Origin of the sequence: Pseudohoeflea suaedae (assembly GCF_004354915.1) — a bacterium.
Classification (GTDB): domain Bacteria; phylum Pseudomonadota; class Alphaproteobacteria; order Rhizobiales; family Rhizobiaceae; genus Pseudohoeflea; species Pseudohoeflea suaedae.
Genome location: NZ_SMSI01000001.1, coordinates 615205 through 638703, shown reverse-complemented (window position 1 = coordinate 638703; position 23499 = coordinate 615205). Strand labels below are relative to the sequence as shown.

Genomic DNA, 23499 nt, shown 5'->3' with positions numbered 1-23499 from the left:
GCGGGTCGGGCAGATGTCATCCTTGTGTGGTTCGTAACGCGACCTGTGAGCCTGAGAAGCGATTCAAACACCCGACGTCGCAGACCGCAAGGAGCACAGAAGGTGGAGAAAAAAATGGCGCCCGGGCAAAATTCGTTCGAACGGCTCTCATCGCCTGTTCCAAACGATTGCCGCCGAAACCCCGAGGAAGACGCCTTCCACATTTCGCATCGCGAATTTACGTGAAATGGCGCACCCGAAGAGATTCGAACTCCTGACCCCCAGATTCGTAGTCTGGAGGTCATTCTGTGCAGGCGAATGCTGGTAGATGGCGTTCAACTTCTAACTCCTTGTTTATTCGACAATTGCGATCTCGCGTAGGGTGCAGTAGAGTGCAAACTAATGCAAAAGAGAGCGGATATCTATTGCCCCAGAATTGCCCCAGGAGTTTTGAGTGGCCAAGTTGACGACTGACCTCCTCAAGCGATCGATGCCTGAGAAAGGCAAAAGGCTCGAGTTGCGTGATGATGAGGAATCCGGCCTGATCTTTCGGGTGACGGAAAAGGGCAAACGCTCTTGGTCCGTTCGCTACGTGAACGCATCCGGCGAACACCGGCGCAAGTCGATAGGCCCCTTTCCGTCGATCTCGCTTTCCAGAGCGCGCGAAGAGGCTCGTAAGATCAAAGGCGCGGTCGCCGGAGGCGCGGATCTCGTTCAAGATACCCGACTGGCGCGCGCTGAGGCAATGACGAAGCGCCTGAGAACGCTGGAGGGGCTCGCCGAATCCTACTTCGCAGATGCCACACTAGGACTTCACCGCCCCAACGCCCGCGGAGCCAAGCGGGACTCGACGCTCCGCGAGGAACGCCGGGTTTTCGACAAGCTGATCAAGAAGGACATGGGCGCCCTACCCCTTGCCGACATCAAACGGGCGGACATCCAGGCGCTGGTTTCGCGGCTCTCAAAGAAGGCCCCGTCGAACGGCCGGCACGCTCGGAACGTCATTCGGCAGCTCATGAGCTACGCTCTCTCCAAAGACCTGATCCCCGCCAACCCAGCCCACGATATCGCCGTGATCACCCCGACGCCTCGAGAGAGGGTGCTGGACGATGACGAAATCCGCGCGATCTGGCGCGCCTGCGCACAGCCGGGCGCGGTGGAGAAGCTTGCACTGTCCATCGAAATGGGAATTGCTCTCCGCTTCGCTCTCGCAACCCTACAGCGCGGCGGCGAGGTGATTGGTGCGCATTGGGACGAAATCGATCTGGACAGACGGCTTTGGACCGTGCCAGCCACCCGCATGAAAGGAAAGCGTCCGCACGTTGTCCCCCTGAGCGATATCGCGACCGGTTTGCTGTTCAAAGCAAAGGAAGCGATGGGCGCAGAAGGGCATGTCTTCAAATCCAGCGCCGAGGAAAGGGGACACTTCGACCGGCACGCGTTCACGCGCGCCATGAGCCGACTGACCAGCGCTCTGAAGATCCCTCGCGCGACACCTCACGATTTTCGGCGCACCGGGGCAACGAACCTGACCAGCGAACGGATCGGGATCCCGCGGTTTGTCGTTTCCCAGGTTCTGGCTCACAGCGGCGACACGGGCGGCTCCGCCGTCGTCACCGGCCGCCACTATGACCTTTACGATTACCTCGCCGAGAAACGCCGCGCCCTAGACGCATGGGGCGCGCTTTTGACCGAGATCGTCAGCGGTGAAAGCCGGTCTGAAAATGTGATCCCGCTAACGTCAGTAGAGCGATCTTCATGAGATGCAATTTCATCCCGGCTGTAGCTTTCTCCATAATGGCGATAGGGATGACTACATCGACAGCGCATTCCGACCCCATTAAAATAACCAAGAGCGGCCTAGGGTGCTTTGACAAACACTATGCGGAGAAGCTGTTTACCTACTCTATCGAGGGGGACCGGGAAGCATTGACGAAGGCGATCACTAATGCGGTGATTTTCGATCTTTGCCGTGAGTTCAAAGCAGGACAGATTGTATATCGAGAGGATCTGGAAGTCCTCGGACTGCAATGCCTTCGACCTGCCAGCGAAATGCGATGCCTGTGGACGCTTCAGTCATTTACCACTGAGAACTGATACTTTAAGCGGTACACCATGCGCCACTCATGCAGGGAAATGCGATATGCAAGATCTCCGCTGGACGGCGGCGTAGTGCCCCCCAATGTTCTGGATTCCAAGTCAAAACCGGGCTAACCTTCGAACTCGCGAGAAGCACCGCCGCAGGCGCAGAGGAGTGAACATTTGCTACTGAGCCTTTTTTGCGGCGCCGGCGGTATGGATCTGGGGTTTGAGAACGCCAATTTCGAGATCGGCTTAGCCTTCGACAAGAAGGCAGATAGCGTTCGCACCTACAACCATAATCGAACTGACAAGCACGGTCATTGTTTCGACGTGAACGATCTCACACTCGAAAAGCTCGATGACTTATGGGGCTCCGAATTTGCGCCAGAAGGCGTTATTGGCGGACCACCCTGTCAGAGCTTCAGCCAAGCCAATCGCGCCATTACGGAAACCGACCCACGACATCAGCTACCACTCGTTTATGCGAAGCTTCTAAAAAAGCTCAACGCGCGCAACCCTGTCAGTTTCTTCGTTATGGAGAATGTTAAAGGTCTCCGCAGTGAACTGCATGCTCACAGACTGATCATCTTCAAGGATGCGCTAGCTGATGCGGGCTTTTTTGTTTCCGAACAGCTCTTAAACGCGGCAGACTACGGCACCCCTCAGAAGCGCGAGCGTCTGTTCATCGTCGGTTTAAATAAGTCTCTGCTCGGCGAGACGGTGTGGCCGGGACCAGAAAAATCACCTGAAGTGGAGAGGGGACCCGCAATTTCTACGGTTCTTAGGGGGCTTCCAGAGCCGTTCTATTACTCAAAGAACGCTAATCCGTCAGCTTTTCCTTACCACCGTAATCATTGGTGCATGGCTCCTCGGTCAGCTCGGTTCAAGAATGGTAGTTTGCGCTCGGGAGACAGCAGCAACCGCAGTTTTAAGACACTGGCATGGGAAAAGCCGAGCATTACCGTCGCCTATGGCCATCGCGAAGTCCATGTTCATCCAGACTGCCACCGCCGACTAAGCGTGTATGAAGCGATGCTACTGCAGGGATTTCCGCACTCATACGAGCTTCTCGGGTCGCTATCGTCGCAAATCGACCAAGTGAGCGAGGCCGTCCCGCCGTCAATGGCTGAGGCCGTTGCAAGAAGCCTACTCAAGCACCTTTCGCCTGAAGAAGGTCTGGAAAACGATGAGGCGGCGTAGCCTGCCCCGCGACTGCTTCTGCAACTAGAGGCGATAGTGTGTCGATTTCATAGCCAGCCTCTATCAGTAGCGAATGCGTAGCAGCGTTCAATTCAACGCTGAGTTCTGCATCCGCCTCGAGAAGTGCATCCAAATCGTCGATCTGACTTGCCCCTTCCAAAATCTGCATTGACGGGTTGTTCGTGGAGCCACCCGGCGACGGTTTTTGCCTCGATACACTGTGTGGGTCCACAAGCCCCACGGGCGGCGGAAGAAACTCGAATGCAAGCGAGACCATGGAAGGTGAAGCATCTTCGGTCGGCCTTGTCGAATAGCAATGAGATCGTTTGAGCTTGATCGACCATTGTTTCACTTCGGCCAAATGTAAGAGCCATTTCGCAAACCCAAGCGAGAACATATTTAGAAACGGGCGTCCGTCAGTTTTTGACGACTCAATGGCGCCTTCAAGCTCAGTCGCCTCGCCGTTCAAAAATGCAATGGCGCCTAGCTCAAAATCTGCGTTCGCCTTCGCATTCTCTCTAACCGCGTTGCAAAGTGCCTCGAACGTATCGGCGTCAAGATTGTCGTCGCGAGCATCAACAGTGACGAACAATAGCCAGCGATGATTAGCCTTGCCGAGCTGAAGCTCGACCAAACGGAAAATTGCGTCTATCAGGCGCCGTGAATGGGTCGCTCTCGTGGGCGCGATGGAGCCACAAGCGTCAATGTTAATGATGTGAAAAGGTGCACGCCGCTTTAACTCGTTTAGTGTTCCGCTTGTAGTATTGCAGATAGATTCAATGCTGCGAGGAAGCGTCAACGAGGTATCCATGATATACCCAGCCTGTATCAGGGATGTCTCCCTAACCCGCGCGCGCGCCATCATGGCTGAGTCTTCGGCGTCGCTGAGAAAGCCCACGCTTTCCAGCTTGCAATCATTATCGCCACACATTTCCCCGATGAGCCGAACGTCGAGATAGTCGAGCCCTGGAAGGGTTAGATAGCGTATCTCTGGCGCTTGCTGGAAAGAACTACCGTCGGGCAACGTCATCTGTTTCGGCGCCAAGACATTTTGCTGCTTCAGCTTCCGAACAAGCGTGTTTGCCAAACCGACCCATTGGTCTCGGCGGACCTTCTGCTTCCTCGGACGGTGCCATGGAAAGAGGTGGTTTAGGCGGATTGGCACCGCGTCGGTGCTTACTGTCGCAGGCAGGGAATCTTCCGCCAACTCGACGCCAAAATCTTCCGGCCCCTCACTTGATGCCATGAGTTTGCATCACCTTTATAAGATCGTTAACTAGTTCTGCTCGCTCCTCCTGCCTGAGATCAGACAACACTCCGTAAGCCTCGAGAACGACCGATATGGAGGTGGCCAGCGTCACGTGGTCGGCGGCGGGCTCTTGCTTCCACACCATCGAAGCTTCCGCCACGGCTGCTGGCAACTGAGGAATTTCGGTCTTACGAAAAGGAGGATCTGCCTCGGCGCCGCGCCGGGAAGTCCAGATGTCATACGCCGATTGAAGTGTAGCTTCGGCCGTCTGTGTCTTTTGCTCGCGGCGTTCTCTCTCAAGATCTTCGCCAGCGATATGTTTAAGGCGGTTGGCGAGTAGCCTGAGCGCTCGGTGCAGCCATTTTTGAATGTAGATGTAATGCGGGTGACTGTAGTTGAACGATTCTCTGTCGATGTTTATCGCACCATCCAAGCCCTCAAGTACGAATATCTCAGCAGTAATCTGCCGGAGACGGCTCTGCTCTGAGACTTGATAATCTGCGAAACGGGCGTCAAATAATGTCCCGCTTGCTTCGCGGACGCGGATTATCGATCCTTGGATGTCTTTTGGCGTAATCCTACTATTCCAATAGAGATAAGCCTCGAACCTTAGAACACCGCCAGCACGGTCCAACGAAGTTTCCGGGAAAGGTGCGATTTCGCTACCCACCATCATAACAGGCGCCGGGAGGCGTGACGGAACGGCCAACTCTGCTGGCAACTTGATAGGTCTACGCAGGAGAATTCCATCGAACTCCACATCGAACCTATCAACACTGTCGGTCTTCCCTGAAACGAGCCCGAAATGCTCCCTTACAGTCTCATCAATCGCAAGCTTTGTGATTTCGGCCCGTTTGTTCGTGCGCGGCACCTCTAGAAAGATAATTCCTGAGTCGCCGGTAGTCTCGAATGGGTGCTGATCGATATATTGCAGCGGCAGTGAAAGGCTTAATTTCCATATAGACCGGAGATATTCGTCGAGCTGCTCGAGCGAAGCTCCCTTCTTAGAGCTCGCGTCAGTTTCCGAGGCTGCACGCACGAGTTCTCGAAATTGATCCAGCGGTTCTAAGCCATCCTTCCAAGGAAGATTAGCGTCGAGATGGGTGAGCCCGCGCTTTTCATCCTGACGTCGTCCAATGTGATAGGTCGGGGGCGGTAAAATCGGTTCGTCGTTAGGCCCGCGCTCAGCCTGAGCCTGCCACATATTCGTGCTTTGCAGCAATCTGCGAATCTCCGGTCGAAGCTCATGTAGAATGATGGTTGTTCCATGCGCATCCACTTCTGCATCCGGGACCTCCTCCGACCGAATTTTGACTCGGCCAGCTTCAAACTCGGAGCCAGGAGGTTTGTCCTTCAGCCTGGACTCATTATGCGTTTTCAAAATTACAGTGGCCCACGATCGGACATTCTCGCCGCGAGCTTTGGTAATAATTTGAAAATGCTGTGTAAGCTGAGCGACGGCGAATAAGCCAATACCGATTTTGCCGATTAGAGGTCGACCGCCAGGACTGAAGTCCGGATCGCCCTCACTCGCGGTATGTAGCATTGGCCCTTCGGTTGTGCGCTTACTACTGCCACCTATATTTTCAACAACGAAGGCTAGCGTCTCGGGAGACATGCCCGCGCCATCATCGCGAATTGTAATTTGATCAAATTCTGGCGCGCCGGTTTCGATTACCACTCGCGTTGCGTCGGCATCATACGCGTTCGCACACAGCTCTCTGAAGGCTGCCCACGGTTCGCGATAAATACCATCAGTGACCCGCGCGATTATGCGTTGGCTGGTGTTGAGAGGGAGTTCTAGCGCCTCACCTTCCACAGATTGCCGTATGCGCTCGCCTAATATCTGGGCCCTGTGGATCTTTTCGCTTTCAACTGGAACAGCTGACATCTACTCCCCAATCATGGGCAAATTTCTTGCAATCGTAATTTTACATACTTTTAGATTTAACCCCGTATACGATGTGTTGCCAAGGTATTGGCAGCTCATAATTTCAAGCGATCCGCTCTGCAGGATGGCGACCCATTAATGATTGTCGGCGGCGGTTCCCCCTAGGGCAAAGAGAATCCGGACGATATGCCGCGAGGCTGCGCCCCGCGAGCGGCACAAGCGGGATACGGTCCCTAAACGTGCTGTGCCGCCCTCGTAGGAGAGCGATTAGCGACTTAGCTGTCTTGAAGGGTGGCGAGCATGGTGGACGCGGCGTGCGGCCTGTACGGCCCACGAGGCAGGGTAGGTGGCGCTAACGCGCCGGCATGCTGCTACTGGATCGCGACGGGACGCGCAGGCGTCATGGACGCGTTGAGATCGCAGTACTGGAGCTCTTCAAGCTCGACCGCCTGATCGAGCGCTACGCGAGCCTTGCGCTGAATTTCGGAAATCAAGGCCATCGTGGGTTCGTCCGCATCGGAATCGGCAAGCCGTTCCCACAAGACAGTGACGAGCCCGGCGAGCGCCAAACTGATTTCGCTATGGGTTTCGATTTTCGATCGCGGTGCCATGAAGGTATCTCCGTTTAGGCGTGGGGTTGAGGTTGAGAGACGGCGACGGCCAAAGCCGCCTCCAGCGCCGCGATACGCGAACGCATCGCACTCTCGCGGCCGGAAGAGTAAAAGCGGTTGTCGGACATTTCCGTGAAGCGAAACCCGCGCTGCAAATCGGTGAGTTCAGCGAACAGCTTCGGCGCCACAGCCTTGGCTCTCACTTCGAACATCGCCTTCTTCGCCTTTGCCCATGCAAGCTTGAGAAACCATGCGAAGCACTCACGATATGTCATCGGGGAAGCCGACTCCCGCCGCAGGGATACCCGCGTGTCACGGTGAGCTTCGCGAAACATCTCGGCTAGGCTGGACATGATCAATCTCCGTTTGGCGTTATTCAAACACTGTGCTAAGAATTTAGAACACAGTTCGCTCATAGTAAATACAGTGTATGAATTAATTCAAACGAGGTGTTTATTTTGGTATCTCCAAGTCAAATCCGGATGGCGCGTGCGGCCTTGAAAATCGGCGTCCGCGAGCTGGCCGATATCGCTGGCGTAAATGCGGGAACGGTGAACCGATACGAGACCGAGAAAGGCGGCCTCCAGGCGGAGACGCGGGACAAGCTTCAGGCTGCGCTCGAAGCCCGTGGCGTGACGTTTCTGGCCGATGACGGGGAAGGCGCGGGCGTCAGGTTACGTCGTTCGTAGTGGGCTATCAAATGGCCGCTACCAAGCCGGAACTACGCTGCCCCCGAAGGGCTTCCAGCTTTCCACGTCGCCCAAGCGGCTCGCTTCATCTCTGAATGTACCGCTTCGGCGAATTCGGCAATTTGGTCTCGCACCTCAATTTCCGAGAAGCCTTCAGCCTGAAGACGTCCCCAAAGACGGCGGCATTCCGTTCGCCAAAACCTGTCCGCCGCCTCTCCCTTTTTCACCTCAAGTTGCCGAGCTGTCATCCTGATATGAACTAGCCTCTGGTCGATAGGAAAGGCGATGACCTCGGCGCTTCGCAAGGCGCGCCTTTCGTAGGTGAAGAGATCCATCTGCTCCTCATTCATGACCTGCTCTCCGATCGGATGTAGTGGCTCCCATGGGGCACCGCCCCTTGGAGCCCCGCTGGGGCCTGATGCCCCAGACCCCCGGCCGGCGTTACACGCGCGGCGGAAGGCAAGAGCGATGAAGGGGGAACTGGAGGAAATTGCTCGGTTTGCACTGAAGTGTCGCTTTCCTTAGTAGATACTATTCGCGACACTTCGGTGCAATTTGCCTTTTGCCGATAGAACCATGCCCTCCGACTAATGCCGAGCGCTTTCCAAGGCTGGGTTGCAGCTAAGGTCTGCGCCGCGTGGGACTCGCGATCCACACGCCCTTCAGCACGACGAATCCTTTCTTGCCGCTGCCGATCACGCTCGCGTTTCCGCTCTTTCATGAGCGCGGTGCGCTTTGCCTTCGTGAGATCGCAAGCACCGATCGTCTTTATACCGAGTTGTGTCCTTTCGCTCATCGAGAGACAGAGCATCTTGGCTACGCTATCCGCAGGTATCATCCGCCTTCGCTTTGCGCTCAGCAGGACGACACGCTCAATATCTGAAGCCGAGGCCCAGGGTGCCCAACGACGGCACCAATGGAACATATCCTGGTCGGTACACGCCCCCGCAGCCGCCTCGATATAGGAGAGGCACAGGCTCGCATCATCTGTTCCATCCGGATCAGGAATGTCGGTCCCATGCCTATGTTTGATCACCGCCTCGATTTCACGCAACCGCAGTATCTCTTTTGAGAACTTGTGGTCGGTACGTTTCGCACGCTTCCGAGACGGCTTCACCTTTAGGATTGCACGTCCCAAAAGCAGGTGTTCGGTGCCGTCCTCGTTTAGCCGCGTCCGGGACTTCAATACTGAATTTGCCACACTCATTCGCCCCCATCGGCGAAGTTGCGGCGCATCTCGGCACCGACCCGAGACCGCGCCGCTTCAGCAGCGGTGCCGGCCTGATTGAGCAGGTTCACAAGCTCTCGCGCCAAGGCGACGGCGGATTGAATAGAGGCCGCGTTTACCTTGGGCGTTGCGACGACGGAGAGGGCTGCCTGTAGTGCTGTGGCGGCACTCGTCGCCTGTGACTGGAGCTCGGTATCGTCGATCTTCGGTTTATACGGCACTGGACGCTCGATGAGCTCATCACGATAGTCTTGCTCGAGCTGTTTCATGCTCTCGACTTCAGCCTGCCGAGGCGTGGCGAGACGACGGGCCTCTTTGGCGTTGTCGGTGCTGAGTTCCTCGACGATCCGTCGCGTGCCATCGGCCACGACACCGGTGAGGATCGCAGCGACCGCCCCGCGACCTGAAAGCAGTGATTTTGTCGCCCTGCGCGCACCTCCGCCCGGAACGCCGTCCGCGACCGCGCTGCCGCCGAGCGCTACGGCTGCCCGGGTCAAGGCCGCAGCGGAGCCGTCGAGCGCAACTGCCGATGCCTTCAGTCCGAACATGTCGGCGAACTTGCCTGCACCCCATTGGACGCCCTTGTAAGCACCATAGGTGCCGGCGCCAATGCCGAGGGCAGCCAAGAACGGATTATCCTCGCCAGCACGTGCGAGCGCGTTAATACCATCTGCGAGATTGTTCAGCCCCGCGGAGATTGAATCGATCGGGACCAACGCGGCGGACAGGTTTTGCATCGACCCGAGGAAGCCTTTCCAGGCGACGAAGGGATCGTTGCCGCGCGCTTCGCCTGCTGCCCGCGTACCCATAGCGTCATCCAGAAGCTCAAGCCACTTCTCTATTTGCTCGCGCTGGGTGACCATACGCGTGAGCAGAGCCGTGGCGTTTGAAGCTCCCGAAAGCTTGCCGACTGCGGTAGCGATGGCGGTGTCGTTGTTCATATCAACACCGTCTTTGATCAGCGCCGGGATCAGGTGCTTGACCACCCACTTATCGGGATCCGAGCCGAACAGTTCGGCGTCGTTGAGCCCGCTCTCCCCCCTAATGCCAAGGCGATTGCGCTCAGCGAGATACTTCTTGCCGCCGGCCGATCCCACCGCCTCGAGAACGAAGGACTTGAAGGCCATGGCAAGCGAAGTGCCGGCGGCATCTGGCCCCATATCCTGCATGTACACAGACGCGCGCGCTAGGAAGTCGGGCGACAGCGCCGGACCTGCTACCTTCGCGCGCCGGGCAAGCGTGAAATAGGTGCCGGGATCAAAATCAGGATCGATCTGCCCACCTTTTGTCGCCGCCTCAATCAGATCGTTGACGCGATCGATGCCGACTTGGCCGCTTTTGTTCACACCGAAATTGTCGAGGCCGCGGAGGAGACCGATCAGCATGTTACCGGCGACCTCTAGGCCGCGAGCACTCTGAAGAGAGACGAAAGATTCCACCATCTTGTCGAGCACGCCGAGCCCTCGCTCAGTGCCGCCCATCGTGGTGTAGGAGCTGCGGGCCATCTCCATGATGGCGGTGATCGGCACCGACGGATACTTTTCGGAGAGCTGCTGGGAGCGATCGAAAATCTTCTGCTGATCACCTTCCGGGATGTTCGCCATTCGCTGGCGGAAGAACTCTCGGCGGCGCTCCGAACTTGCGCCAACCGCCTCCAATCCGAGTTGGCCAGCGAGGTACGGCATGGTATAGGCGCCCGCCATGATGATGCCGGCGCGCATCATGTCCTTCATCCGCATGATATGGCCGCGAGTTCCCTTCTCGACCTTGCGAAAGTGATCCTCAACCGCAGCGCGGGTCATTCCGAGCTGGCTGATCGTTGACGTCCGCCAATGGGAGATTTCGGAGGAGCGGAGAGCGCGATCGATGCGCCTGGTCTTCATCGACTCATGGAGCCGTGCCCAAGACCTTTCAACTTCTCCGATTTGGTCGGCCGTCAGCTTGAGCTTGTCGAGCTGTCGCTGAAACCCGACACCCCAGGAACGGATGCCCCCTGCCCCCATTGCACGCGCCTTGCGTTCGATCTGATCCATGGCGCTGGCGACCTTGTTCGCTTCGCCGAGGCCTTCCGCCTTGATGCGAAGAAGCAGCCGGCCGATCAGTGTTTGAGCCATCAGATCTCTCCTTCGAGCTCGAGACGGGCCATCAGCGCGGCGGCTTTCAGCATTTGAAGCGGCGCGCGCATGAAGCGCTCGTCTTCATCTGCGAGAGCTTCCGTCATCGCGATTGTTTCGTTGATCCGCTCCAGGCCATGGCGAACGAAGGACCGGTTCAGTTGGTCGAATATCTCTTCAAAGAGATCGTCTTCCGTGGTCTCAAGATCGGGTGCATGCTGATCAAGTGTCATGCTGCACGGGCCTTGATGAGGTTCGCCTCGCGTATCGCAGCCACTGCTTCTCGCGCGGTGAGGCCGAACCGGCTCTTGAGCGCAGGCACCGCCGCGGGCTGAACTTCATGGCGTGGTGCTGTCGCCAGCCACCGCGCTGCCTTCCGGATCGCTTCCGAGTGCGCAAGCTCATAGGTCATGCCGCATCGCTTTCGCTGACGCGCTGAGCGAGCCATGCATTGATGCGTTCTTCCGGCCAGCCAACTCGGCGCGCGGTGAGCTGGACGGGGCGAGGAAATCGATTGTGGGAAATTTCTTCGTAGATTGTCCGCTTCGAAAGACCCGTGGCCTCTACTACGGCTGAGATCGGTAGCATGCGGTTGGTCATGTCTGCCTCCATCGGTTTGCGATGGGGTGCAGCTTGATGTGAGGAAGCGGTTGGAAATAGGGGGAGAAAATTCCGAAGCTACTAGAAGCTGCCCCCTAGCGGCGCGGTCCTCTCAGTGCCTCCGCGACATATTCGCGGACCTGGTCATGACCGAGGTTCTTGCCGGAGAACGCCAATGACCTCTGAACGAACTTGCAAAGCGGATTGGGATGTTCCTTTGAACCCGCCTTCAACTCTGAGACCAGCTTCCCTGCACCAAAACCGAAAGCGTCACAGAACATCCGCACTGCCCGGCGGTGCGGATCTACAGCCTTTTTGGAAACTGTTTGCGGAATGAGTTCACGCAAGGCTCGAAGGGTCGAAAGCGCTTTCTGATCATCAGAGCTCTCAGGGAAACCGTGCTTCCCCTTCACCGCAACAGCCTTTTCAAGCGCCGACAGATCCTCGTCCAAGCCGGCGGAAGCTTCCGTGATTGCGAGGCCTCCCTCCGATATCGAACTCAAAGCGAGATACTTGTGAACCGCGAGCCTCACCAGTCCGCGGAATACTTCCCGATGATCCTCCGACCAATCCGGCCTCGAGACTATTGCCTCAAGTTCTCCGTACTGATCCTCGGAAAGATCGGCCGCCATCAACATGCTCAATGGGTGATCCGGAGCAAGCGAAGCGCGAAGTTCGGACAGAGTTTCGGGACGGCGAGTTGCCCCCGATTTGCCCCCGGAATTTTCTGGAGTTTCTGGGTTGCTCATGATCAGCAGCCAACCCTTTGAAAAGAAATGGCGCACCCGAAGAGATTCGAACTCCTGACCCCCAGATTCGTAGTCTGGTGCTCTATCCAGCTGAGCTACGGGTGCGCGGCAGGCCTGACTGTTCGCCGAAGGGACCGTCTGCTTGCGAGGCAGTGACCTAAACGCTTGCGCAGATGATTGCAAGAGGGTTTGGGGAAAATTCCGCCGCGGGTCTGGAGATAGTCGCCCGGCATGAAGATCCGGAGCCGGCGGGGCGCGCCGCGCGGCCCGGGCCGAGCGGGCTTCTGGCGGAGAGATGGCTGCAAGCGCCATGCGCGAAAATTCCGCGAGCGCGGATTTGCCGACGCCGGGCTGCGAGCCGCCGCATCGCCTCCCCCGATGACACCGGGGCGCCCGGGCCTCCGGCTCCTCAGGCAGGCCGGACCTAGGCGAGCGTGCGGTAATTGGTGATCGGCAGCGGCTGGTCGGCGAGCTCGATACGGAATGTCGTGCCATGGCTGGCCGATTCGGCGAGCGCGATGGTGCCGCCATGGGCGATCACCAGCTCGCGGGCGATGGCGAGGCCGAGACCGGTGCCGCCCGACCGGACAGAGCCGCGGAACGGCTGGAAGAGGTTTTCGCGCGCCTTTGCCGGCATGCCGGGGCCGGTATCGGCGACATGGATCTCGACCACGCTGCCCTGTCTTGCAGCGAAGATGGTGATGCGGCGGACGAGGCTCGCCTCGGCTTGGAGATCGGCGCGCAGGGCTTCCACCGCGTTGCGGCACAGATTGTAGAGCACCCGGAACAGCTGCTCGGAATCGGCCTCGACCTCGAGCGTCTTCTCCATCTCGATCCGGAAATCGATGGCGCTGCCGGCTTCCTCCGAAAGGATCTCGCGGACCTCGCTGGACAGAGCATGCAGATTGATGAAGCGCCGCTTCGGCTGAGCTTCGCGCGCATGACCATAGGCGAGCACCTCGCCCGAATAGGCGACCGCCCGATCGATCGAACGCAGCAGTTTCGGCGCCAGCATCTTGACCATCGGATCGGCGAGCGACGCCAGCCTGTCCGAGACGAGCTGGGCGGAAGCCAGGATGTTGCGCATGTCGTGGTTGATCTTGGAAACGGCGAGGCCGAGATCGGCCAGATGGCGCTGCTGGCGCAGGGTCGACTGCAATTGCGTCTGCATGCCGGCCAGATGCTGCTCGGCGACGCCGAGTTCGTCGCGCACCGGGCGCGGCGCGATGATGCGGGCCGGGTTTTCCGGGTCACCGGAGAAGGCCTGCATGTTTTCCGTCATCCGCCGGATCGGCCGGATCATGATCCGGTTGATGGCGAAGAAGACCAGGGCCGCGGTGATGACCGAGATGAAAAGCGACAGGAGGAATATGTTGCGCGCATAGGTGAGCATCGCCTGACGCAAGGGCGCGTCCTCGAGAACGACGTCGATCACCATGTCGGGATTGCCGCCGACCGGGCCGTAGACGCGGATGATCCGGTCCCCGCCGAAAATCAGCTCGTCGAAGGCGTCGATGACGGCCTCGACCGGGCCGACGTCGGAAAGATCGTACTGATGGGTCACCTCGGGCGGCATGTCGGAGGAGACGAGCATGCGCGACATGCCGTCCTTCCGCAACGCGATCGCCTTGGTTCCCGTCGCCATCAGCGTGTCCTCGCGGATCGGCTGCGGCAGGCGCATGTCCTGCAAACCGTCTATGACCACGCTCGCGGCGGCGGCGGTGTTGAGCCGGTCCTGCAGCCAGCGCATGCGGGTATTGGCGACAGAGGGGAAAAACAGCAGCACTTCGGCGATCATCACGAAGAGGATCGTCAGCCCGAGAAGCCGGGTGGAAAGGCCGCGGATGGGGGCGGCGCGGACACTGGCCGAAAGGCCTGCCAGACGGTGGGGTTCGCCCGCATCGCCTCCCGGCGCTCCGCCCACGGGCTCGCCGCCGGTCCGGCCGTCATCAGCAGGTTCATCCGACTGACTGCTCCGCATCATCACTCCCCACAACCGACTACCAGGACCACTGTCAGGCCCGGCCTCAGCCGAAGCGGCGCAGGAAACGGACCAGCGAGCGGACCCAGCGTTTACGCGCCATGGGCGCATAATAGGCGACGGCCGCCCGTTTTCCAATCTCGCTCATGGTGGGATAGGGCGAGACGTAGGACCGCATCTCGCCGAGATTCATGCCCTTGTAGACCGCAAGCGCCCACATGTTGATCATCTCGCCGGCGCCGGCGCCGACGATGGACGCGCCGAGAATGCGCGCCTTCCTGTCGGCGATCACCTTGATCATGCCGGTCGTACGGCGCTCGGCATGGGCGCGATCGTTCTCGGCATAGGGCCAGCGCAGCACCGAGATCCTGTCGCCATGCTTCCTGCGCGCGGCCTCCTCGTCGAGCCCGACATGAGCAAGCTCGGGATCGGTGAAGGTGACGCGCGGGATGATCGTGCGGTCCTCCCTGGCGGGGAGGCGGAAGAGGATCTTCTGGATTGCGATACCGGCGTGATAGCCCGCGACATGGGTGAACTGCAGGCCGCCCGTGATGTCGCCGATCGCCATGACACGCTTGTTCGAGGTCTGCAGGTCCGGCCCCACCTTGATGCCCGAACGGTCGAACCTGATGCCGGCATTCTCGAGCCCGAGGCCATCGACATTGGGCCTGCGACCGGTGGCAACCAGCAGGGTGCTGCCGGTCACCTCGAATGTGCCGCCCTCATTGCGCTCGCAGGTGACGGTGACCTGCGAACTGCCGGACTTCGCGACCTCGACGACCTTGACGTTCTCTTGAACGGCAATTCCCTCGGTGCGCATCCGGTCGAGAACGATGGCGGCGAGTTCGGGATCTTCCTTGCCGAGGGCGCGGCCGCCTTCGATGACGGTCACTTCGGCGCCGAGCCGGCGATGGGCCTGCGCCATCTCCATGCCGATCGGTCCGCCGCCGATGATGACAAGGTGCTCCGGCCCCGCCCTGAGATCGAAGAGCGTTTCATTGGTGAGATAGTCGACCGTATCGAGACCCGGTATCGGCGGAACGAGCGGCGAGGAGCCCGCGGCAATCACGTAGCGCCGGGCGGAAATCTCGTAGTCGCCGGCAACCACGCGGCGCCTGTCCATGAAGCGGCCTTCCGCTTCTATCACCTTCACGCCCATAGCCCGGAAGCGCGCGGCGGAATCATTGGGCTCGATGGCCGCGATGACTTCGTGGATGTGATCATGGACGCGCTCGAAATCGATCGTCGGCAGACCCGCATTGACGCCGAAAACCGGAGCTTCGGCCACCGCGTTGACGTGTTTGGCCGCCGCGATCAGCGCCTTGGAGGGCACGCAGCCGTAATTGAGGCAGTCGCCGCCCATGCGGTTCTTTTCGATCAGCACCACGCTCACGCCGAATGCGGCGGCAGCCGCGGCAACCGTCAGGCCGCCGGAGCCCGCGCCGATGACGCAGATATCGGGTGTCAGGCGTTCAGTCATGAAATCCTCCGGAGCGCGACCGCTCAACTGTTCCCCGCGCCGCGCAGTCTGCGTAGCACGGGCGGGATGGCAGCGACCAGTGCCAGGACGACAAAGGCGATGGTGATCTCGGGGGTTACCAGATCGCCGACGGAAACCTCGCGGCCGGCCTCGGCGGCGGAGACGAGCACGCTGTCGACCCCCTGACCGAGCCAGGAATAGGCGAAGGTGCCGGGCAGGATGCCGAAGAAGGTGGCGATAAGATAGGTGCGCAGCGGCACGCCGAAGAAGGCGGGAGCGATATTGACGACGAAGAACGGGAAAACGGGAGCGAGACGGAGAACGAAAAGATAGCTCAGCGCGTCCTTCTCGAACCCGTCGGCGAGGCGATTGAGGAAACCGCCCGCCTTGCGCCTGAGCACATCGCCGAACGCCGATCTGGCAGCGAGGAAGACGGCGGATGCGCCAAGGGTCGCGGCAAAGGCAGTGACGACGCCACCGACCAGCCAGCCGAACAGAAAGCCGCCGAATATGGTCAGCACGGAGGCGGCGGGGAAGGAAAAGGCGACCGCCAGCACATAGAGGAGGAAATAGACGGCCAGCGACAGCCCGTAATTGGCATCGACGAGGCCGAGCAGGGCTTCGCGCTGTTCGGCGAGCATCGAGAGCGAGAGATAGTCGTGCAGTCCCGCCGCATACCCCGCGGCAAGGCCCGCAGCGAGGACGATGATGGGCAGATAGCGACGCCAGGCAGGCGGTGCGGGCGCAGCGTCAGCCGCATCTGCGACCTCGGGCGCGGACGGCGTTGCGCCCGGGCGATCCGCCTCCTCCTGCCGCTCCTCATGGTGACGCGCCGTGGTCATGATAGGGTTCCGTGCCGTGTTCATGAGCTGGAAGGTAGTCGGGCGTGGGGTAAAACACCAATGACGTTCGCAAGAGTTTTCGCAAAAGCTTCGTGAGCGCAATCACGGGGATTCTCACTTCGCCGTGAGGCTGCGCGGCAAAGAGTTCGGGACGGCAGGGCCGGGGGCGATTGACTTTTCCGGGGTTTGTCGCCTATAAGCCCGACGTTTCCGGGATCGGCTTGCGTCAAAACAGCGCGAGACCCGGCAATCGAACAGCCTCAAAAGCGACAGTTCCAAGAAGGGCCGCACACCGCGGTAATTTAAATAAATGACGAAGCGCACATACCAACCCTCGAAGCTTGTCCGCAAGCGCCGCCACGGTTTCCGTTCCCGCATGGCAAAGGTCGGCGGCCGTAAGGTCATCGCCGCACGCCGCAACCGCGGTCGCAAGCGTCTTTCGGCCTAAGCCCCCGAGAAGACCCGAATTTCAGGGGGTCACGTGACAAACCTGACCCAAGAGACAAAACCCGGCCGGCTGAAAAGTCGGCCGGATTTTCTTCGTGCACAGAAGGGACTGCGCCTGCGCGGACCCTATTTCCTCCTCGAAATGATCGACCGCAACGAGCCCGACGCCGCCCCCCGCGTCGGCTATACGGTGACCCGCAAGCAGGGTAATTCGGTGGAGCGGAACCGCATGCGCCGACGTCTGCGCGAGATCGTCAGACTCGCCGAGGGGGTTTCATTCCGGCCCGGTCACGATTATGTGCTTGTCGCGCGGAGGGACACGCTGTCCGCGCCCTTCGAGGAAATCGGCAAGGCTTTCGCCACCCGCATGGCCGAGGGTCACAGGAAAATTTCGCGCCCGCAACAGGGGACGGGACGAAAACAAAACGCTAACGCGCCGGCAGGACCTGCCACGGCGCCCGGGACGAATTGATGGAAAACAACCGCAATTACATGGTGGCGATTGGCCTCTCGATCATAGTGCTGATCGCGTGGCAGTTCTTTTACGTCACGCCGAAGATGGAGCGCGAACGCGCCGACACGCAGCAGGAACAGATGGTCAGCGCCGAGACGGCCACCTCGGGCTCCGATGCGGCCATTCCGTCTGCCGGAACCTCGAGCACCGCGACCCCCAGCGGAACGGCCGGCGACCAGCCCGCCTCCCGCGAAGAGGCCCTGTCGAGCGGCGCACGCATCACCATCGACACCCCGGACCTGAAGGGTTCCATCAACCTCAAGGGCGCGCGTATCGACGACTTGTCGCTCAAGAATTATCATGAGGAAGTCGACCCCTCGAGCCCGATCATCCAGCTTCTGAGCCCTGCGGCGACCGATCTCGGCTATTTTGCGGAAATCGGATATGTGAGCGCCACCCAGGGCCAGAACGTCCCAGGACCGAACACGGAGTGGATCGCCGAAGGCGCGACCACCCTGTCCCCCTCCTCGCCGGTGACGCTGACCTGGGACAACGGTACGGGCCTGACCTTCAGCCGCACCATCACCGTCGACGATCATTACATGTTCGCCTACGAGGATTTGGTCACCAACGGCAGCGGCGAAGCCGTCACCCTCGCCAATTACGGCCGCGTGACCCGTTACTTCAAGCCGAAGACCGCCGGCATCTACGTGCTTCACGAAGGTCTCATCGGCGTGGCCGGCGAGCATGGCCTGCAGGAAATCGACTACAAGGACGTCGAGGAAGACGGCACCATCGATCCGGGCAGCAGCGTCGGCGGCTGGGTCGGCATCACCGACAAGTACTGGGCCACCGCCGTTATCCCGGAGCCGGGCACCGGTTTCGACAGCCGCTTCGGCTACTTCAAGGACGGCCGCGCCCGCTACCAGTCCGATTTCAAGTCGGATGACATTTCGGTCGCCTCCGGCGCGTCGGCTACGACGACGACCCGCATCTTCGCGGGCGCCAAGGAAGTGCAGGTCATCGACAATTACGACACCTCGCTCGGGATCATGAATTTCGATCTCATGATCGACTGGGGCTGGTTCTACTTCCTGACCAAGCCGATGTTCTGGCTGCTGGACTTCTTCTATCACCTCGTCGGCAATTTCGGCGTCTCGATCCTGCTGACGACGATCCTCGTGAAGGCCATCTTCTTCCCGCTCGCCAACAAGTCCTACAAGTCGATGGCGAACATGAAGAAGGTTCAGCCGAAGATGGAGGAGCTCAAGGCGAAATTCGGCGACGACCGCATGGGGCTGCAGCAGGCGATGATGCAGCTCTACAAGGAAGAGAAGATCAATCCGGTGGCCGGCTGCTGGCCGGTGCTGCTGCAGATCCCGGTGTTCTTCTCGCTCTACAAGGTCATCTACATCACCATCGAGATGCGGCACGCGCCCTTCTTCGGCTGGATCCAGGACCTTTCGGCTCCGGACCCGACCTCGCTGTTCAACCTCTTCGGCCTTCTGCCCTATGACGTGCCGCACGCGCTGATGATCGGCGTCTGGCCGCTGATCATGGGCGTCACCATGTTCCTGCAGATGCGCATGAACCCGACGCCGCCGGACCCCACCCAGGCGATGATCTTCACCTGGATGCCGGTCGTCTTCACCTTCATGCTGGCCTCGTTCCCGGCCGGTCTGGTGATCTACTGGGCGTGGAACAACACGCTGTCGGTCATGCAACAGGGCGTCATCATGAAACGCCAGGGTGTGAAGATCGAATTGTGGGACAACCTCAAGACCATGTTCACGCGAAAATCGAAGACAGAGAGCTGACGATGTCGGACGACACTGTCGACACCATTGCCAATGAAGGGGCGGCACCGCCGCCCTTTCCCTATCCGTGGATCTTCATCCGCGGCGTGCCGTCCTTGAAGTTTCTGCCGCCGGAAGGTCCGGCGGAGATCGCCTTTGCCGGCCGCTCCAATGTCGGAAAGTCCTCGCTGATCAATGCGCTCGTGGGCGCCAAGGGACTGGCACGGACCTCCAACACGCCGGGGCGCACCCAGGAGCTGAACTATTTCGTTCCGGAAGGGTATTCCGGAGAGGGCGAGGACCTGCCGCCGCTGGCGCTGGTCGACATGCCCGGCTACGGCTATGCCAAGGCGCCGAAGGACCAGGTGGATGCCTGGACGCGGCTGGTCTTCGACTATCTGCGCGGACGCTCGACGCTCAAGCGCGTCTATCTGCTGATCGATGCCCGACACGGCGTGAAGGCCAACGACGCCGAGGTCATGACGCTGCTCGACAAGGCGGCCGTTTCCTACCAGGTCGTCCTGACCAAGACCGACAAGATCAAGGCCGCGGGCGTGCCGAAGCTTCTGCAGGAAACCGCGGCCAAGATTGCAAGGCGGCCGGCGGCCTATCCGGTGCTTCTGTCGACCTCGTCGGAAAAGCGCGAGGGGATCGACGAATTGCGGGCGGCCATCATGACGGCGGTGACGACCTGATCCTCCCATCCCGAAGGGTTCAGGCCGTTGAAGCGCGCGGCGAATGCCGCTAAACAGCTTGCCGACACTTCCACGGGATATCCATCACATGACCGATACGACTGAAAGCACTGCCGGTATCCAGGCCCGGCTCCTGGCCGAAGCCCTGCCCTACATGCAGCGCTACGAAAACAAGTCGATCGTGGTCAAATATGGCGGCCACGCCATGGGCGACGCCGCGCTCGGCAAGGCGTTCGCGCAGGATATCGCGCTTCTCAAACAGTCCGGCGTCAATCCCATCGTCGTTCACGGCGGCGGTCCGCAGATCGCGGCCATGCTGAAGAAGATGGGGATCGAATCCCGCTTCGAGGGCGGCCTGCGCGTCACCGACGAGAAGACCGTCGAGATCGTCGAAATGGTTCTGGCCGGCTCGATCAACAAGGACATCGTCCGGATGATCAATGCCGAGGGCGAATGGGCCATCGGCCTGTGCGGGAAGGACGGCAACATGGTCTATGCCGAAAAGGCGACGAAGACCGTGACCGACCCCGATTCCAACATCGAGCGCGTTCTCGATCTCGGCTTCGTCGGCGAACCGGTGGAAGTCGACCGGACGCTGCTCGACCTGCTTGCGAAGTCCGAGATGATCCCGGTGATCGCGCCGGTGGCTCCGGGCCGCGACGGGCATACCTACAACATCAACGCCGATACTTTCGCCGGCGCCATTGCCGGTTCGCTCAACGCGACCCGCCTGCTCTTCCTCACCGATGTGCCGGGCGTTCTCGACAAGGACGGCAAGCTGATCGACGAGCTGACGGTGGCCCAGGCCAAGGCGCTGATCGAGGACGGCACCATCTCGGGCGGCATGATCCCCAAGGTGGAAACCTGCATCGAGGCCATCGAACGCGGCGTGCAGGGCGTGGTCATCCTCAACGGCAAGACGCCGCATGCGGTGCTTCTGGAAATCTTCACAGAGCACGGCGCGGGCACGCTTCTCGTTCCCTGAAGCCTTCCGAAGCGTTTTCCTATCGACCTGAACTCTCGGACTGACAGCGCGAGTTGCCGGCAGCGCATTGACGTTGGGCACGGCCGTTGCCGAGCGGAACCAGGCCGCCGAGCGAATTGTCGAGGCTTTCGCCAAAACGGCCGACCTGGTCGTCGAGGCTCTGGCGGGTCGAGGGATCGATGATGGCAATCGGCACCGACACGGCAACACCGGCTGCAGAGCCGACCGTATTGGTGACCGAAAGGGCCGTCGCCCCCAGTTCGGCACCGAGCCCGATATCCTGATCGGTGATCGTCTGGCCGGCGATGAGCCGGTTGCCCAGAAGCTGCACGACCTGCGGGCTTTCGGCGAATTTCGAGTGGTTGAGCCGGTCGCCGCCACGCAGTTTCGACAGGTCGAGCACGGTAATGCCCTCGGCCTCGAGCTGCTCGCGTATGCCGGGGTCGTCGATGTCGACCTGGCCCAGGCGATCGACATTGCCGGAGATGCGGCGCGAAACCTTCAGCGCGCGATCGTCACGGGAGACGAAGATCGTGAATTTCGGACGATCAGGCCCCATGTCGGCCAATTGCTGGCGGAAGACGTCGATGTCGAGGTCGGGCGCCGCGAGTATGACATCGGTGATCTTCGGCGGCACGCGCCCTTTGCGGATTGCCATCTGACGCAGCGATTCAACGGTCAGCCACGTCCCCATCGAATGGGCAAGAAGCGTGATCTCCTTGACGGACCGCGTTTCGGATGCGGTTGTCAGCATCGCTTCCATGGCCGTTCGCGAATAGTTGGTGCTTTCCTTGTCGTAGCCATAGGCAAAGACCGAACCGCGCGAGGGCCAGGTGAACAGAAGCGGCGTGGCGTCGGTACCGCTGTCGTGAACGATCTGGGCAAAACGGTAGACCGCGCTCTCATAGCGGTTGTTGAAACCGTGCACGAAGACGAGCAGCCTTCCATTGCGCTCCATATGGCCGGAGAGCCAGTCCCGTGTCGCGGCTACATCGGCGATGGGGCTCGTCGAGACGGTCGCGAAATCGCGGCTCGGGTCGGGCGGCAGCTTCTTCGGCCACTGCACGTCGCCGATCTCCCGCGCCTCTGCCGGCGGAATGGAGACCACCACTTCGTTGAGGTTCACCGCCTCGCCGCGTTCGCCCGAATAGGGTTCGCCGATCTCGCCCGATGCCGCGCGCGTCGTTGCCACCATCATCGAGACGATCGAGGCGTCGGGAACCGTCTGTCCGATCGGCGCCATGACCGCGGTCGGCGCAGTGGCGCAGCCGGCAAGCGCCGCGGCCAGCAGCGTCAGCATGACCGAGCGCGCCGCGCTGCGGTGGATTGCGGATGTGTTAGGCCGAGACAATTTCACCCCTTCAGGCCGAGCCTGGACTTTCGAGGCCGTTCGGCCCCGCCCTCACGCCAGCAATAGCACAAGAATACCAGCTACAATAAGGATGCAGCCGACAAACTCCAGCCTGTTTATATGCTCGCGGAAGAACAGCACGGTCGAGGCGAAGGTGAACAGCAGCTCGATCTGTGCGAGCGCCTTGACGACGGCCGCGGTCTGCAGGGTCATCGCCATGAACCAGCCGAAGGATGCGGTGGCCCCCGCGGCGCCCACGAACGCCGACACTTTCCACGCGGTCCTGATACGGCCGATCTCCTCCGGGTTCTTCCACAGCATCCAGGCCGTCATGACGAGCGTCTGCAGAAAAATCGCCGCCAGCAGCGTGATGGCCGCCTGCATCATGAAATTCGGGCCGCCGAGGGAGAGCGAGGCCCCACGATAACCGACGGCGGCGAGACCGAAGAACAGGCCCGACGCAAGGCCGATACCCGCTGTCCGGGTGAAGATGGACATCACCAGCGACTTGGGGCTGATCGGCGAGCGGGCCACCGAAATCAGCATCACGCCGACGAGCGAGATGGCAATGGCGAGAAGCGTGACGGGGCTCACGCCGTCGGACAGAAAGACGAGGCCGAAGAGCGCCGCCTGGGCCGGCTCGGTGCGCGAATAGGCCGTGCCGACGGCGAAGTTGCGGTGGCTGAACAGCTGAATGAGAAGAGCCTGCGCGGTGATCTGCGCCAGTGCGGCGACCGCCACCCAGACGAAGAAGACCGCCGGGAAATGCGGCGGCCAGTCATAGCCGCCGATCAGGTGAAGCGCGAGAACGAAGAAGATCGCGAAGGGCAGGCCGAAACCGAAGCGGACGAAGGTGGCGCCGGTGGTGCCCATGGCACCCTTGAGGTGTTTTTGCAGCGAGGAGCGGATATTCTGCAGGAAGGCAGCAGCGATCGTGATGGCGATCCATGTGGGCATGGCGATGGTCTTTCGAGAGAGCTGGAACGGAGGGGGCCCGGAACAATCCGGAAAAGGCCGGGAAAGGCCGTCTCAGCCCAGACGCGCGAGGCGAATGCCGAAACAGGACGGAAAGAAGC

The 23499-nt window shown here is 60.3% G+C and carries 23 protein-coding genes and 1 tRNA gene; 8 read left to right on the top strand and 16 right to left on the bottom strand.

From position 1 onward, the window contains the following. Positions 1 to 433 precede the first annotated feature (433 nt). Positions 434 to 1741 (top strand): tyrosine-type recombinase/integrase, encoded by a 1308-nt coding sequence (locus E2A64_RS03025; protein ID WP_133282950.1) that lies wholly within the window; start codon positions 434 to 436, stop codon positions 1739 to 1741. A gap of 500 nt (positions 1742 to 2241) precedes the next feature. Beyond that, the gene (locus tag E2A64_RS03020) at positions 2242 to 3261 is read left to right on the top strand and encodes a DNA cytosine methyltransferase (RefSeq protein ID WP_206662413.1); all 1020 of its coding nucleotides are present in this window, start codon (positions 2242 to 2244) and stop codon (positions 3259 to 3261) included. On the opposite strand, the gene E2A64_RS03015 is transcribed toward E2A64_RS03020, so the two are convergent. The 4 genes from E2A64_RS03015 to E2A64_RS03000 all read right to left on the bottom strand — a co-directional run bounded on the left by E2A64_RS03015 (position 3212) and on the right by E2A64_RS03000 (position 7365). Then, positions 3212 to 4507, bottom strand: coding sequence for a PP_RS20740 family protein (locus E2A64_RS03015; protein WP_133282949.1), 1296 nt, complete (start codon positions 4505 to 4507; stop codon positions 3212 to 3214). The two genes, E2A64_RS03020 and E2A64_RS03015, sit on opposite strands and share 50 nt — an antisense overlap. Beyond that, the gene (locus E2A64_RS03010) at positions 4494 to 6401 is read right to left on the bottom strand and encodes an ATP-binding protein (RefSeq protein ID WP_133282948.1); all 1908 of its coding nucleotides are present in this window, start codon (positions 6399 to 6401) and stop codon (positions 4494 to 4496) included. Before E2A64_RS03010 ends, E2A64_RS03015 begins: the two co-directional genes overlap by 14 nt. A 371-nt stretch (positions 6402 to 6772) precedes the next feature. Next, the gene (locus tag E2A64_RS03005) at positions 6773 to 7012 is read right to left on the bottom strand and encodes a hypothetical protein (protein WP_133282947.1); all 240 of its coding nucleotides are present in this window, start codon (positions 7010 to 7012) and stop codon (positions 6773 to 6775) included. A gap of 14 nt (positions 7013 to 7026) precedes the next feature. After that, positions 7027 to 7365 (bottom strand): hypothetical protein, encoded by a 339-nt coding sequence (locus E2A64_RS03000; protein WP_133282946.1) that lies wholly within the window; start codon positions 7363 to 7365, stop codon positions 7027 to 7029. 144 nt (positions 7366 to 7509) lie between these two features. Here E2A64_RS03000 and E2A64_RS02995 point away from each other — a divergent pair, with 144 nt between their 5' ends. After that, a complete protein-coding gene (locus tag E2A64_RS02995) occupies positions 7510 to 7701 on the top strand; it encodes a helix-turn-helix domain-containing protein (RefSeq protein WP_244598126.1) in 192 nt (63 codons plus the stop codon). Between the two features lie 32 nt (positions 7702 to 7733). Here the strand turns inward: E2A64_RS02995 and E2A64_RS02990 are convergent, their stop codons facing one another. The 10 genes from E2A64_RS02990 to E2A64_RS02945 form a co-directional block, all read right to left on the bottom strand. Continuing rightward, positions 7734 to 8051 carry a DUF6074 family protein gene (locus tag E2A64_RS02990; RefSeq protein ID WP_133282944.1) on the bottom strand — a complete coding sequence of 106 codons (318 nt, stop codon included), beginning with the start codon at positions 8049 to 8051 and terminating at the stop codon, positions 7734 to 7736. Between the two features lie 853 nt (positions 8052 to 8904). Further along, positions 8905 to 11043 (bottom strand): hypothetical protein, encoded by a 2139-nt coding sequence (locus tag E2A64_RS02985; RefSeq protein ID WP_133282943.1) that lies wholly within the window; start codon positions 11041 to 11043, stop codon positions 8905 to 8907. Continuing rightward, positions 11043 to 11276 carry a hypothetical protein gene (locus E2A64_RS02980; protein ID WP_133282942.1) on the bottom strand — a complete coding sequence of 78 codons (234 nt, stop codon included), beginning with the start codon at positions 11274 to 11276 and terminating at the stop codon, positions 11043 to 11045. Before E2A64_RS02980 ends, E2A64_RS02985 begins: the two co-directional genes overlap by 1 nt. After that, a complete protein-coding gene (locus E2A64_RS02975; protein WP_133282941.1) occupies positions 11273 to 11455 on the bottom strand; it encodes a hypothetical protein in 183 nt (60 codons plus the stop codon). The genes E2A64_RS02980 and E2A64_RS02975 overlap by 4 nt, the downstream gene beginning before the upstream one ends. Beyond that, the gene (locus E2A64_RS02970; protein WP_133282940.1) at positions 11452 to 11643 is read right to left on the bottom strand and encodes a helix-turn-helix transcriptional regulator; all 192 of its coding nucleotides are present in this window, start codon (positions 11641 to 11643) and stop codon (positions 11452 to 11454) included. The genes E2A64_RS02975 and E2A64_RS02970 overlap by 4 nt, the downstream gene beginning before the upstream one ends. A 95-nt stretch (positions 11644 to 11738) precedes the next feature. Further along, on the bottom strand, positions 11739 to 12428 hold the full coding sequence (locus E2A64_RS02965; RefSeq protein ID WP_133282939.1) for a hypothetical protein: 690 nt from the start codon (positions 12426 to 12428) through the stop codon (positions 11739 to 11741). After that, positions 12421 to 12497 (bottom strand) — tRNA-Arg (locus E2A64_RS02960). Before E2A64_RS02960 ends, E2A64_RS02965 begins: the two co-directional genes overlap by 8 nt. A gap of 319 nt (positions 12498 to 12816) precedes the next feature. Beyond that, complete coding sequence (locus E2A64_RS02955) at positions 12817 to 14376, bottom strand: ATP-binding protein (RefSeq protein WP_428977441.1); 1560 nt, start codon at positions 14374 to 14376, stop codon at positions 12817 to 12819. Between the two features lie 43 nt (positions 14377 to 14419). Further along, entirely contained in the window at positions 14420 to 15853 is a 1434-nt protein-coding gene (locus E2A64_RS02950) for a dihydrolipoyl dehydrogenase family protein (RefSeq protein ID WP_133282938.1), read from the bottom strand. A 23-nt stretch (positions 15854 to 15876) separates the two neighbouring features. Next, on the bottom strand, positions 15877 to 16695 hold the full coding sequence (locus E2A64_RS02945; RefSeq protein WP_133282937.1) for a TVP38/TMEM64 family protein: 819 nt from the start codon (positions 16693 to 16695) through the stop codon (positions 15877 to 15879). 310 nt (positions 16696 to 17005) lie between these two features. Between E2A64_RS02945 and rpmH the strand changes: the two genes are divergently transcribed. From rpmH to argB, 5 genes are all read left to right on the top strand, one after another. Continuing rightward, positions 17006 to 17143, top strand: a complete 138-nt coding sequence (gene rpmH / locus E2A64_RS02940; protein ID WP_133282936.1) for a 50S ribosomal protein L34 — start codon at positions 17006 to 17008, stop codon at positions 17141 to 17143. Positions 17144 to 17176: 33 nt separating this feature from the next. Continuing rightward, positions 17177 to 17614: a ribonuclease P protein component gene (rnpA, locus tag E2A64_RS02935; protein WP_133282935.1), complete on the top strand. Its 438-nt coding sequence runs from the start codon at positions 17177 to 17179 to the stop codon at positions 17612 to 17614. Next, positions 17614 to 19413, top strand: coding sequence for a membrane protein insertase YidC (yidC, locus tag E2A64_RS02930; protein ID WP_133282934.1), 1800 nt, complete (start codon positions 17614 to 17616; stop codon positions 19411 to 19413). Before rnpA ends, yidC begins: the two co-directional genes overlap by 1 nt. A gap of 2 nt (positions 19414 to 19415) precedes the next feature. Next, positions 19416 to 20087, top strand: coding sequence for a ribosome biogenesis GTP-binding protein YihA/YsxC (yihA, locus tag E2A64_RS02925; protein ID WP_133282933.1), 672 nt, complete (start codon positions 19416 to 19418; stop codon positions 20085 to 20087). Positions 20088 to 20175: 88 nt separating this feature from the next. Continuing rightward, the gene (gene argB / locus E2A64_RS02920) at positions 20176 to 21072 is read left to right on the top strand and encodes an acetylglutamate kinase (protein ID WP_133282932.1); all 897 of its coding nucleotides are present in this window, start codon (positions 20176 to 20178) and stop codon (positions 21070 to 21072) included. A gap of 19 nt (positions 21073 to 21091) precedes the next feature. Here argB and E2A64_RS02915 read toward each other — a convergent pair whose 3' ends face one another. Together E2A64_RS02915 and E2A64_RS02910 are read right to left on the bottom strand one after the other, a co-directional pair. After that, positions 21092 to 22372 (bottom strand): alpha/beta hydrolase, encoded by a 1281-nt coding sequence (locus E2A64_RS02915; protein WP_133282931.1) that lies wholly within the window; start codon positions 22370 to 22372, stop codon positions 21092 to 21094. 102 nt (positions 22373 to 22474) lie between these two features. After that, positions 22475 to 23380 carry an EamA family transporter gene (locus tag E2A64_RS02910; protein WP_133282930.1) on the bottom strand — a complete coding sequence of 302 codons (906 nt, stop codon included), beginning with the start codon at positions 23378 to 23380 and terminating at the stop codon, positions 22475 to 22477. Positions 23381 to 23499 lie beyond the last annotated feature (119 nt).